11 protein-coding genes are annotated in these 12680 nt (G+C 59.0%); 6 read left to right on the top strand and 5 right to left on the bottom strand.

The genetic code is table 11. The annotated features are described in order from the left end of the window. Nucleotides 1–192 precede the first annotated feature (192 nt). From DWY03_RS06265 to DWY03_RS06250, 4 genes are all read left to right on the top strand, one after another. Nucleotides 193–2154 carry a C69 family dipeptidase gene (locus DWY03_RS06265; protein WP_117840203.1) on the top strand — a complete coding sequence of 654 codons (1962 nt, stop codon included), beginning with the start codon at nucleotides 193–195 and terminating at the stop codon, nucleotides 2152–2154. Between the two features lie 400 nt (nucleotides 2155–2554). Further along, a complete protein-coding gene (locus tag DWY03_RS06260; RefSeq protein ID WP_117840202.1) occupies nucleotides 2555–3127 on the top strand; it encodes a hypothetical protein in 573 nt (190 codons plus the stop codon). A gap of 212 nt (nucleotides 3128–3339) precedes the next feature. Then, nucleotides 3340–5091, top strand: a complete 1752-nt coding sequence (locus DWY03_RS06255; protein ID WP_117840201.1) for an ABC transporter ATP-binding protein — start codon at nucleotides 3340–3342, stop codon at nucleotides 5089–5091. Then, entirely contained in the window at nucleotides 5084–5830 is a 747-nt protein-coding gene (locus DWY03_RS06250) for an energy-coupling factor transporter transmembrane protein EcfT (protein ID WP_117840200.1), read from the top strand. The genes DWY03_RS06255 and DWY03_RS06250 overlap by 8 nt, the downstream gene beginning before the upstream one ends. Nucleotides 5831–5955: 125 nt before the next feature. Here DWY03_RS06250 and DWY03_RS06245 read toward each other — a convergent pair whose 3' ends face one another. Both DWY03_RS06245 and DWY03_RS06240 read right to left on the bottom strand, forming a co-directional pair. Continuing rightward, nucleotides 5956–6702 carry an aspartate/glutamate racemase family protein gene (locus DWY03_RS06245; RefSeq protein WP_229028173.1) on the bottom strand — a complete coding sequence of 249 codons (747 nt, stop codon included), beginning with the start codon at nucleotides 6700–6702 and terminating at the stop codon, nucleotides 5956–5958. A gap of 84 nt (nucleotides 6703–6786) precedes the next feature. Then, nucleotides 6787–8043 carry an ATP-grasp domain-containing protein gene (locus tag DWY03_RS06240; RefSeq protein WP_117840199.1) on the bottom strand — a complete coding sequence of 419 codons (1257 nt, stop codon included), beginning with the start codon at nucleotides 8041–8043 and terminating at the stop codon, nucleotides 6787–6789. A 222-nt stretch (nucleotides 8044–8265) separates the two neighbouring features. On the opposite strand from DWY03_RS06240, the gene DWY03_RS06235 reads away from it, so the two are divergent. Both DWY03_RS06235 and DWY03_RS06230 read left to right on the top strand, forming a co-directional pair. Next, complete coding sequence (locus DWY03_RS06235; RefSeq protein ID WP_117840198.1) at nucleotides 8266–8898, top strand: MOSC domain-containing protein; 633 nt, start codon at nucleotides 8266–8268, stop codon at nucleotides 8896–8898. A gap of 234 nt (nucleotides 8899–9132) precedes the next feature. Then, complete coding sequence (locus DWY03_RS06230) at nucleotides 9133–10266, top strand: glucosaminidase domain-containing protein (RefSeq protein WP_117840197.1); 1134 nt, start codon at nucleotides 9133–9135, stop codon at nucleotides 10264–10266. 37 nt (nucleotides 10267–10303) lie between these two features. Here the strand turns inward: DWY03_RS06230 and DWY03_RS06225 are convergent, their stop codons facing one another. The 3 genes from DWY03_RS06225 to DWY03_RS06215 all read right to left on the bottom strand — a co-directional run bounded on the left by DWY03_RS06225 (nucleotide 10304) and on the right by DWY03_RS06215 (nucleotide 12680). After that, entirely contained in the window at nucleotides 10304–11683 is a 1380-nt protein-coding gene (locus DWY03_RS06225) for a protein kinase (RefSeq protein ID WP_158558630.1), read from the bottom strand. 98 nt (nucleotides 11684–11781) lie between these two features. Beyond that, nucleotides 11782–12204: an XRE family transcriptional regulator gene (locus DWY03_RS06220; protein WP_117637494.1), complete on the bottom strand. Its 423-nt coding sequence runs from the start codon at nucleotides 12202–12204 to the stop codon at nucleotides 11782–11784. Between the two features lie 32 nt (nucleotides 12205–12236). After that, nucleotides 12237–12680: an FxLYD domain-containing protein gene (locus DWY03_RS06215; protein WP_117840195.1), complete on the bottom strand. Its 444-nt coding sequence runs from the start codon at nucleotides 12678–12680 to the stop codon at nucleotides 12237–12239.

Below are 12680 nucleotides of genomic sequence, written 5' to 3'. Positions count from 1 at the left end.
AATTACAGGGCGTCTTTATTAAAGTAAAGCTGCAAACTGAGTACGATTAACCGTTCATCGCATATTTCATCACGCTTATCGAGTAAGCTTCTTTCATAGATGAATATTGTTTCCAGTTCGTTACGCTAATGAGGTGTCTTTATTGGCTGAAGCCCTCTGGCGACAGAGGGCTTTCGCACGCTGGGAGGGAAAATGAGGAAAACTCGCCCCGTCAACGCGCTCAAGAAGCTAGGCATAGGCCTCGCCTTTGGAGCTGCGACCATCATGTCCATGCCGACATCTGCGCTCGCCTGCACGCAGATGTACATGGGCAAAAACCTAACAGCCGACGGCAACACATATTATGGTCGCGCCGAGGACTTTGGCCCGCGCTACCTCAAGCACTTTGGCATTGAGCCGTCGCATGCCCCCGGGTATACCTACGGCTCAGACGAGTCCGACTTCTCATACAGGTCGACCAAGACTACATATCGTTATAGCTACGTGCGCGATCATCCTTCGCAGTGGCACGGGCGCTATGATGCCTACTCTGAGGCAGGCATCAACGAGAAGGGCGTGTCCTGCTCCGCAACGCTGACCACCAACATGAACGATAAAGCCGCCAAGGCAGACCCCCTGACCGACACTGGCATTGGCGAGTATAGCTACGGCAGCGTTATCTTAGGCGAAAGTGCCAAAGCACGTGAGGGTGTCGAGCTCCTCGGCAAGATCATCGACGAGCAGGGCGCCAACGGCAACGATCAGATTATCATCGCCGACAGCAACGAGACTTGGCTGTTTGCCGCACTTTCCGGCCACCAGTGGATCGCCATGAAGCTCGCCGATGACGTCGCCTCACTCAACCCCAACATCGGCGGACTCAATTACGATGTCAACCTTGATGACGCCGAGAACTGCCTCCACTCCGAGGGCATCCAGACCATGCCCGAGAAAAATGGCTTCGCCGAGTACACCGACGGCAAGTTCGACGTTGCCAAGACCTATGGCAAAAGCGTCGCCGATTCCGGCGTTCATCAGTGGACTCGCTATGTCCAGGGCCGCGATTACTTCATGGCCCCGTTGACCAAGGGTGCAGATTACGACATCGTCACGGTTAAACCGGAAAAAGGCCCCGACCAAATCGGAGCCATGGTCAGCGAGATCCAGCCCCTGTTCTTCAAGCCCGGCAAGTCCGACTGGAACACCTTTGAGATGATCCGTGCATTTGGCAACCGCGGCGAAAATGTCCCCGGCCTCAACGCCAACACCGACGGTGTCTACGCCATCGGCACCGAAAGAAGCACCGAGACCAACCTCTTCCAGATCCGTCAGGGCATGGACCCCGAGATCGCGACCATTCAGTGGGAGATGCTCTCCCGCGCCGCCTACTCCGTCGCTATTCCTCTGTACTCTGCACTGCTCACCGAGGTCAGCCCCTACTTCAGCAATCAGGATGTCTCCTACGATCACTGCGAAGAGACGGACATCGTGAACAACGAGGAGCCCGAGAACTCCATCAACTACGTCCTCATGGACATTAGTTCCCTCTGCTACGAGCACCGCGAGCAGCTCGGCACCGGCGTTCGCGCCTACCTCGACGCTCTCCAGAACGAGCTCATCGAGCAGAACCTTGAGGTCGATGCTGCTATGCAGGCCGAGACCACCACTGAGGGCCGCACCGCCCTGGCAAACAAGGCCGGCAAGGCTGCCACTGAGAACACCTACGTCAAGTGCAAGGCCCTTCTCCAGGAGATGCGCGCTTATCTGAAGGCTGAGGATTTCAGCACGCCCTTCACCCCGAGCGACCTGAACACCGAGACCAACGGCCTCAAGGTGTCCATCACCTACGCCAAGGACGCTCTTGCCACCGACCCGGTAACCCCGGATCAGCCTGGCACCCCCGAGCAGCCTGGTACTCCTGAGCAGCCCGGTACCCCCGAGCAGCCCGCTAAGCCCGAGCAGCCCGCTAAGCCCGAGCAGCCCACCACCAAGCCCGAGAAGCCTGGCAAGTCCGACACCACGACCACAGTAACCACCAACAAGACGAACACCAAGGGCGGCCTGCCCACCACCGGTGATCGTTTTGATGGCCGCGTGGTGGCTGCATTCGCCATCGCTGGCGTTGCCGTCATCTCCGCAGGCGGTTACTTCCTCTACCGTCGCAATAAGGAGTAACGTCTTAGCTGAGCGGGCGAGGCAGCAATGGCAGCCTCGCCCGCTTAGCCCGCTCTTTTGACCGACGGGAAACCCACCTGAAATCTTTTTAAAAAAGATTTCCCCGCACACACTTCGCTGTGCTATAGTGCAGCGCAACAGCAACTAGGTGCGACCGCGCCACGGCATCACGAAAGGAGCCACCAACATGAAGAACACGATGAAGTCTCTCAACAACTGGTGGTGGCGTGATGCGAATACGATCGGTCGACAGTGAGTCCCTCACGCCTGTTTTTGCGCTCTAGGTGATTGGAAGGCCTCCGGTTTCGACCGGGGGCCTTTTTCTATCTCGAGCCCAATCGCATTCGCATCACGCGCCTCCGCTTTTCCCTTGCAATCCCCTTCCGAAAGGATTTTCACCATGTCTCAGAACACCACCGCCACCCAGCCCCGCACCGTCCAGACCGCCGACCGTGGCAAACTCGATGTCCGCGCCCTCGTCCTGCTCGCCATCCTGCTCGCCGCCGGCTTCATCCTCAACTTCACCGTCGGCAAGGCAATCTCGGGCATCTCGGGCGGCATGATCAGCCCCGAGTTCATCATCTCGGCCTTCTGCCTCACCATCCTAGTCGTTCGCCCCAATATCGGCCAGGCGCTCGTCATTGGCCTCATCTCGGCTGCCGTGATCCAGATCACCACCACTTCGCCGTTCGTCGATTTTGCCGCTGAGGGCATCGCCGCCATGCTCATGGCCGGCATCGTCAACGCCGCCGGCAAGAACGGTCAGGTCAAGCCCGCCATCGCCATTGTCGCAACCTTCCTGACCACCTTTGTCTCAGGTGTCATCTTCATGGTCATCAAGATGGCCATGCTCGGCGTGGTCGGCGAGCTCGCCGCCGCCATGCTGCCCGTCGTCGCCATGACCGCCGTCTTTAACGCCATTCTGGTCGGTGCCCTCTACCTGCCCATTCAGAAGGCCCTGAAGCTCAACTAACCCACTCGGCTTTACGAGCCACCCCATCTTGGCGTTCATTCGTCGCTCGCGTACCCAAGTACGCTTCGCTCCTCTTTCGCGCCAACCTGGGGCCCCTCGTAAAGCCGTATCCGTGCTCCACCACCAAAGACTGTCCCAAACAACTAGCTCTTGGGGACGTTCTCAAACGACTAGTCATTAAAGAACGTCCCCAATGACTATGAAAGGTATCCATGGAAACGATCATCAACGTCGACGATGTCTCGTTCTCCTATGGCACGCAGACCGAGCAGGCGCTCAGCCACATCTCGCTCAGCGTGAACAAGGGAGATTTCATCGGCATCATCGGGCCCTCGGGCGCCGGCAAGTCCACGCTTGCCGCCTGCCTGTCGGGTGCCGTGCCCCACCACTACACCGGCACGTTCTTTGGGTCCGTCATGGTTGACGGCCACGACACCTGCGAAGCCTCGCTCACCGACGTGTCGCAAATCGTCGGCAGCGTGCTGCAGGATATCGACACGCAGATGGTCGCCTCGGTCGTCGAGGACGAGATGCTCTTTGGCCTCGAGAACTTTGGCGTTCCCCACGACCAGATCGAGCAGCGCGTGAGCGAAACGCTCGAGACCGTCGGCATCAGCGACCTGCGCGACCGCGAGATCGCCACCCTCTCGGGCGGACAGAAGCAAAAGGTAGCCATCGCCGCCATCCTAGCCATGCGTCCGCGCGTCTTGGTTCTCGACGAGCCCACCGCGGCACTCGACCCCGCCAGCTCCACGTTGGTCTTCGAGACGCTGCGTGAGGCAAACCGCACACTTGGAATCACCATCGTCGTCGTTGAGCAAAAGGTCGCCCTGCTCTCGGAGTACTGCAACCGCGTGCTCGTGCTCAACCATGGCGAAATCGCGCTGCAGGGCGAACCACACGAGGTCTTCGCGCATACCGACGAGCTCCGTGCCATCGGCGTCGACTGCCCTCGCGTCACGCGTATCTTCAATAGCCTCGAGGCCGATGGCCTGGTAAGCGGTACCCCTTGCTTGGATGTCGATGAGGCCGAGCGCCTGATTTCGGGCATCGTCGACCCCGCACACGCGGCCAGCGAAGCCCAGGCGCCCGCCGGCTCACCGCACGCACCGTCGTTGCGCCCTCATGCCAAGGACGCCGAACCCGTACTCACCTTCGACCATGTTGAGTTTGCCTATCCCAATGGCGGCGCCGCCGTACACGACCTCAACCTGACGCTCTATCCCGGCGAGCTCGTGGGCATCGTCGGCCAAAACGGTGCCGGCAAGACCACGCTCACCAAGCTGCTCACAGGCCTGCTCAAGCCCGCCTCGGGCAGCGTGCGCGTCACGGGACTGGATACCGCGGCCGTTCCCACGAGCCGCATCGCCCGCGAAGTCGCAACGCTCTTCCAAAACCCCGACCGCCAGATCTGCAAGGATACCGTACTCGACGAGGTCGCTTTTGGCCTGGAGCTTGCCGGCATCGACCGTGCCGAGGCTCTGCGTCGTGCTCAACTCGTTATCGACCGCTTTGGCCTGCCTGCCGATGAGGCACCTTTCTCACTTTCGCGCGGCCAGCGACAAATGGTGGCGCTTGCCTCCGTCGTAGTGGTTGAGCCCAAGATCGTCGTGCTCGACGAGCCCACGAGCGGCCTTGATTACCGCGAGTGCATGACCGTCATGGAAACGGTGCGCACCATGGCCGAGCGCGGCTGCGCCGTGATTATGGTCTGCCACGATATGGAAGTCGTCTCGGATTTTGCCGAGCGCATTGTGGTAATGGCCGACGGTTGCATCCTCGACCGCGGCCGCACGCACGAGCTATTCTCGAACATCGATCTCATGCAGCGTGCCTATGTTGAGCCGCCCCAGGTTATTGAACTCTCGCGCCGTCTGGCATCTTCCGTCTCGCCCGCTTTTGCGCAGGTGAGCGAGGTCACCGATGTCGTTCGCATTACCAAGGAGATGGTCCGCCGTGGTTAACGTCATCGACTACATGCCAGGCGATACGCTACTGCATCGCCTGAACCCCGTCGTCAAACTGGGCCTCGCCGCCGCCATCATCGTCGGCATCTTCTTGTCCGACACCTACGTGGCGCTGCTGGGCTTTTTGGCACTCACCCTTGCACTGGGTGCCTATGCCGGTGTCGTCGACCGTCTGTTCTCGCTGCTCAAGTTGCTGATTCCGCTCGCGCTTATCATGCTGGTACTCCAGCTAGCCTTTATGCGCGATGGCAACGTGGTGTGGGGCTTTATCACCGACACGGGCCTCATCACAGGATCGAAGGCCTGTCTGCGCCTGCTGGGCGTGGCGCTGCCACTCATCCTCATGCTCATGGTGACCAAGCTCAACGACCTTGCCAACGCCTGCGTCGAGGTGCTGCACGTACCGTATCGCTATGCCTTCACCTTTACCACGGCGCTGCGCTTTGTTCCGGTGTTTGGTCAGGAGATGAACGCCATCATGGAGGCGCAGACCGCACGCGGCGTCGAGTACGACACCAAGAACCCCATCAAGAAGCTTAAGCTCATGCTGCCACTGTGCGTGCCACTGCTCATCTCGAGCGTGGGCAAGACCGATGCCACAGCCTTGGCGGCAGAACAGCGCGGCTTCTATCTGCGTACACGCGTCAGCTCGTACAAGCGCTACCCCATCAAGGGCCTGGACATCGCCGTACTCATCGTCAGCATCGCCCTCATCGCCATCGGCTTCCTGTTCTAGTTCGCTACCGACAGCAACCGCCCAACGCAAAAGGCCTCGGCTCGCACCAAACGAGCCGAGGCCTTTACTGTTTCACCAGATAAAACCTACCAAAATTAACCTGTCCCTTTTTGACAGGTCGGAAGCTAGAGGCGGTAGGGGGCGCCGCTGCGGATGATGGATTCGCGCACCAGGACATCCATGGCATCGAGGGTGATCTCGGGCATCTCTCGATACTTCTGCAGCACCGATAGCTCGGTGCAGGCCAGAATGACACGGTCGCAGCCGCTACGGGCGAACTCCCACATCACGCGGTCGAACTTATCCATATCGGGCTCACGTCCGGCTTTCACATCATCGTAGATAAGCGACATCACATCGTTCTGACGTTTCTCGCTGGGATAGACGACCTCAACACCCGCAGCCTCGCATTCGCGGCCGTAGACGCCCGCGCCCACGGTTCCGTCGGTGCCCATGATGCCAATCTTGCGCACCGGCTCGGCCGGCATACTCAGGTTGGGGTCGAACTCGCACTCCCCCATCACCGCACCCGCAAGGGCATAGCGCACCGACTCACGCGGCATGTGGATAATCGGCACCTTCGTAAACGACTGGATCTGGTCGTAGAAGTAGTGTGACGTGTTGCAGGGAATGGCAATGTGCGCACAGCCCAGCGACTCGAGTGCCTGGGCACACTCTTTCATGGTCGCCAGCAGCTTGGCGTGCTCGCCGGTCTTAATGGCCAGCGTGCGGTCGGGCATGGTCGACTTGGAGAGCACCACCATGTCGATATGTTCCTGATCGCAGGCAGCAGCCGTATGACGCACTACCTGGTCGTAGTAATACGACGTGGCCTCGGCGCCCATGCCGCCGATAACTCCCAGCTTTTCCATCGCCGCCTCCTTGGTGACGCTTGCGCAATTGCGCGTATCATACCCGCGCCCGCCCGATGTAAACCGGACGGGCGCCGCACTCATCTACTTGTAATACGTCTTGAACAGCTTAAAGTGGCGCAGCTTGGTGTGCCACATGCGCAGCCAGCGGTTAAAGACAAAGTCGCCCTTCATAAACGAAGGGTCGGCGCCCTTGCCTTCCTTGTCCAGGCGATGCACCTTAGCGCGCAGCTCGGGATCCTTGACGTACTTGTCGACGACGCCCATGGGGACGACCATCCACAGCGCCTCGTCCTGCGCCGTCACAAATTCCGGCTCAAACGGGCGGTTGAACACATACTCGTCCACCACATACTTGGCAACGTTAAAGCCGCTGTTAGTGACGTAGTAGTTGCTGCGACCTTGGCGCGTGTTGAAATCGAAGAACTTAAACGAGCCGTCGCGCTCGTCGTACTTAACGTCAAAGTTGGAATAGCCCACAAAGTGAAGGTCCTCGAGCAACTTGCGCACGCCGCCCATGAGCTCGTCATTGGGCTCGGTGATGATACAGGCGTGGTTGCCGACACCGTGAGGCTGATGCTCCTCGAGCAGCACGTGACCCAAGCACATCATGCGCACCTTGCCGTTGCGGTCGGAATAACTGGTGAGCACGCGCATGTACTCGTCGTTGCCGGGCACGCGATCCTGCAAGATCAGGTCGTCGGTGTAGCCGCTGGCATACGAGTCGCGAATGACCTGTTCCAGCTCGGCACGGTCGGCAATCTCATAGGCCTTTTTCTGGCCCTCGAACTCGTGCTGCCACCACATGATGCCGTCAGAAGGCTTCAGAATCATCGGATAAGGGAAGTCGATCTGGTCGAGCACTTCGGCAGGCGCCTCGCCTTTGGCGTTGAGCATCGCCATGGTGAAGGTAAAGGTATGCGGATAGGGCACGCCATGCTTCTCGCACAGCTCGTAGAAGATCTCCTTCTTCTGACACTGCTCAAGCATGCTATAGGGAGCGTAAGGCGCGACGATATTATCCGCCAACTCATGGGCATCCTTGGCCTGAGCCACGAGGGCAACATAGTTATCGCCACAGCCCACAAGGACAATCGTCTTATCGGCATGCGCTTGGGCAATGCCGTTGACGGTCCTGAGCATCACGGGCATGGTATCGATATCCACGTTGGGCGTGTAGTCGATAATCTGGCTGCGGTACGCGGGACCCGTCTGGTACTTGCCAAAGACCAGACTCTTGACCTGGTACTCCTCGTAGAAGGCGCGCGCCACCGAATAGGCGTTGATGTCGCCACCGAGCAGCACGGGAATGAACTCGCGCTCTGTAAATTGCAATGCCATGGAAACTTCCTATCATGAACTGCCCACACAACGGGCGGTCTTTGCGCAACTGATTTATTCTAGCGTGCCAAGCCGCCGGCGCCCAAAGCTCCACCGTATCTATGGCAATCGACGTAATCGTCCAGCATGAAGACGGCGCTCACCGTTGTATGACAATGGGCAATGAACCTACCATTGTTGTAGGATTCAGCGTATTGACATCCTCAAACGAAAGGCGCGCACGTGCCCCAAGACCATCCGACCGATAACCCCATCCTCAATGCCGCGAAGCGCGAGCTGGCGGAACGCGCACAAACGGCCGTTCCCCTACGCACAGCAAACGATGCCTACGACAGGCTCGCCCGCATTGTCTCGATCAACACGTCGGCGCGCAAGGGCACGCGCAAGTCGCCCGTCGCGGATGGACACGACACCGTTACAGAGCAATTTGGCCTCGCCTCCGACGCACACGCCGGGCATTGGCACCGTCAGGTTTCCTTTTTGGCCGAAGAGTCCATCCAGACGGCGCAGGCCCGCGGACTCGATGTGCGCCAGGGTGACTTTGGGGAGAATTTCACCACGCAAGGCATCAATCTACTCTCGCTCCCCTTGGGCACGCAGCTCAAGCTTGGCAGCGAGGTGCTTGTCGAAATCAGCCAAATCGGCAAGGTCTGCCACACACGCTGTGCCGTCTACTATCTCGCCGGCGACTGCATCTTTCCCCACGAGGGCGTTTTTGGCGTGGTACTAAAGGGCGGAGAGGTCCATATCGGCGACGACATCCAGGTGGTCAAGTTCGGCGACGGCACCTGCTCGTTCACCCCTGCCGAGGCCCTCGAAGAGATTGAGCGGGCTCGTCAGGAGGGCACGCTGTAGTTGTAAAACCCCACGTTGAGATAGCTTTTACAGCCCAAAACACCTCTCAAACAGGGCTCTGTAACGTTAAAGTTGAACTCTATGGTTTCTCAACAATTCATCATAACTGCAGGTCAAAGCCAAAGCCTCAAGTTCAACTTTACCCTTTGGAACCTTTAAGGTTCAAGTTGAGGTCGAAAGCAGTAGTAGAATACCGTTCGAACCATAACCTACGATTGATTGCAGAGGGACTGGATGCAGCATTCGAATCATCGCACCGCAGCGCTCATTGCGTCGAAGCCGGCTCGTATCATCACGAGCGCCGCGCTCGCCGTTGCGCTGACGGCCACGCCGATGCTCTCCCCCGTTGCGGCGTATGCCGCCTCGCAGGCAACGCAGGACCAGCTTTCCGCAGCCCAGCAGAAGATTGAAGCCGCCACGAGCGCCTACAACGAGGCCCGCACCAAACTCGATGACCTGCAAAAGCAGATTGACTCCAATGAGGCGAGCATCGAGGAAATCGAGGCTAAGCTTCCCGAGCAGCAGGCCAAGGCAAGCTCCGCCATGCGCGATCTGTACAAGTATCAGAAGGGCACCAATCCCATTGTGAGCTTCCTGGTCAACGCGCAGAGCCTAGGTGAGTTCATCACGACCTGTAAATACACCAACCAGATCACGAGCTCGAGCGTCGACGAGATCGAACAGCTCAATAACATGCAAACCGAACTCGAGCAGAACAAGGCTGAGCTCCAGCAGGCCAAGTCTCAGCTTGAGACAGAGCAGAAAAACGCCGAGGATGCGTTGGCTCAGGCCCAGCAGCTCCGCAGCGAGGCGCAGGCAAAAGCCGAGCAGGAAAATGCCGCCGAGCTTGCCAAGCTTGAGGCCGATAAGGCCGCTGCCGCCGAGAAGCTCTCGGGCGAGGGCGTAAGCGGCAGCAATTCCAGCAGCCAGGCCACCAACACCAACACCACCATCGACACCACGGTGAACAACGCCAATACCGGTAGCTCCGATTACGATTCGTTCATCAATGAGTGGACGAGCCGCATCGACAATTATCTCGCCGGCTCCCCCATGGCAGGCCAGGGCTATAACTTTGCCGTCGCCGCTTGGAATACCGGTGTCGACCCCCGTTGGTCCCCCGCCATCGCCTGCATCGAGAGCACCAAGGGTGCTTATTGCGCCAATTCTTACAACGCCTGGGGCTGGAGTGCCCGTGGCGGCGGTTGGCGCAGCTTTGGCAGCTGGAGCGAGGGCATCTCCGCTCACGTTGCCTATCTGGGCGCCAACTACGGCTCCACCCTTACCCCGGCAGCGGCCAAAAAGTACTGCCCGCCCACGTGGCAGGACTGGTACAACAAAGTCGCCGCTCAGATGAACCGCATCTAAGCGCAACTGCAAAGGGCCCCAATGGGGCCCTTTTCTTTTAGGTAGCGGAGGTATCGACGACGCCGGTCGCATTGGCAACCGCGACTATGACGATCATGCATAGGAGCAGCACACCCAATGCCTTGAGCCAGAGTTTCGCGAGTTTCTTGCCGCGATAGCTGTCGAGCAGTGCGAATCGCCGACGAAGACGGCGCTTATCGAGCAGCGCAAAATGCATAAGCACCATAAGGCCATCGACAAAGAAAAAATACTCGATTACGAGAAGCCACGTCGGGTAGCTTTGGTTTGCTCCCGTGGGGTGAAAGACGGCAAAGTGACTTCCGGCAAAGAACACAAGCAGCGAGAAGCAGACAAGCGTATTCCAAATGCGCCCCAGAGACTCCGGAACGCGAGAGAGCAGACCGCATGCAGCGGAGGCGGCAGGCCTAGGAAGCCCTGCGGGGTTCTGGAGCCCTTGGGGCGTCAGCTCCGTCTCCGATGCCGGATTACGGACAGGCGCAGGCGCAGGGGGCCGCACGGGGCGACTCAGGTCGTATGCCGCGCGCGTCGCCCGTCCCAATGCCTCCGCACTCGCAAAACGCTTGGCCGGGTCGAGCGCCATCGACATGCAGACGGCATCGGCAAGTGGAGTGGGAATGCCACGCGCCTCGCATTGCTCGCGCATGTCGAGCCCTGGTTTAGGGTCGACTCCCGTCAAGCAGAAGAACAACAGGGCGCCAAGTGCGTAGACGTCGCTGCGCACACTCGTCTGCCCAAACCCATACTGCTCGGGCGGCGCATAGGGTCGCGTGCCAAACTTGACGGTGTCGGCATCGGCGCCATCGCGCCATACGCGCGCGATCCCCAAGTCGATAATCACCAGCGACGAAAACGTCAGGCCGTCATCAGACGTATAGTTGGCACCCGTCACGATGATATTCGACGGTTTGAGGTCGCGATGGATCACCGGCGCCGACGTCTCCCCCGCCATTGCAAAACCGGCATGGAGCTCGCCCACGGCATCGCATAGGGCAGGATACATTTCGTGCGCATAATCGGGGGTGGCTCCCAGACGGTCCACCAGCGCCCCGAGCGTCTCCCCTTCGATGTATTCCATAACCACGTTGAGCTCGTCGCCCACACGACGACAATCGACGATTCTGGGCAGGTGCTCAAAACGCCTGCCTGTCCGCTGGGCGGCAAACAGACGCTCGTATGCCCCGCCGATTTGAGCCGAGGCATCGATGCGCTTACGGACAAAGGGGCCGAGCGAACCACCACCGGTTCCTTCAAAGTACACGAGCTCGGTTGTTTCAACGGACGAGCGCTTAAGCACACGCTCCACGCGATAGCTGTCGTCGCGATCGAGCGACGCCAGATGTTCGGCAAGTGCTGCGGTCAGCTCGTCATCGAAATATGTTGGGGTCTGAGTATCCATAGCCTCCATCATAGCGCAGGGCGCAGACACCCCATGGCATCCGCGCCCCGTTCGCTTGCATCGTTGTTCGGCAGCCCCGCCGGCTCAGATATCAGTCGCTAACTCACCGTCTCCTCGCCAAAGCGATACAGCTCCTCGTTGACCTTTTGGAGGCTGCACCCGCGATCGATGCAAAAGATGATAATCGCATCACGGCGATCCTTGCAGTTGAGGACGCTTACCCCGGCAGCCGTCAGTGCACGGTTGGCCTCTTTGAGCGTCAGCGCCATCGCAAAGGCAATCTGCAGCACCTTATTGCGACTCGGGTGACGCGCACCGGTAAAGATCTGATAGCCAAAGGTCTCATTGAGATCGGCCATACGAACCACGCGCGAGCGCTCCAAGCCCTTTTCCTGCAGCAGCTGCTTCAGGTAGTCCGAAAGCGACGGGGCGGCAAAGTCGTGCTCCCTGATATAGCCATCGATGTTCGGCGCATCGAGAAGCTCATTGAGCAACTCCTCGGTCAGCTTTTTATCGGGCATACGACTTCACCTCCCCCAGTGCATGCAACATGCTAGAAACCGCTTACGTCCGAACGCTCCCAGCTAGCAACCTGGTCGGGAGACACCGTACCCAGTGCCTCGAACTTCCAGGAGCCGCCCGCCTTCAGATGGTTGGTGTTTGCAAGAGCCGTTCCAACCTGGTTGCCATCGGCATCATACAGAACATACTCAATCTGAATGTAGCTCTTTTCCTTGTCCGTGTTATTGGTCAGCGTGCCCGTGATCTTATAGGCAAACTGACTGGAGGTGTCTTCAGCCTCGTCAGCAATGGTATACGGTTCTTGCGGTTCTTTTTGCTCCTCAGCCTGCTGTGTCGCCTCGGCAGGTTTTGCCGAATCGCTCGCAGACGAATCGGTTGAATTGCCACCCATAGAACCCACGGCACCGACGATAATCAGCACCACGATGACGCCTAGGACAATCTTGCCGATCGGCTTCTTTCCCTCTTTTGCCAT

The organism is Collinsella sp. AF23-2 (assembly GCF_003459245.1).
Lineage (GTDB): Bacteria > Actinomycetota > Coriobacteriia > Coriobacteriales > Coriobacteriaceae > Collinsella.
Note: the sequence above shows the minus strand (reverse complement) of the source record. Positions and strands in the feature narration are given on the sequence as shown.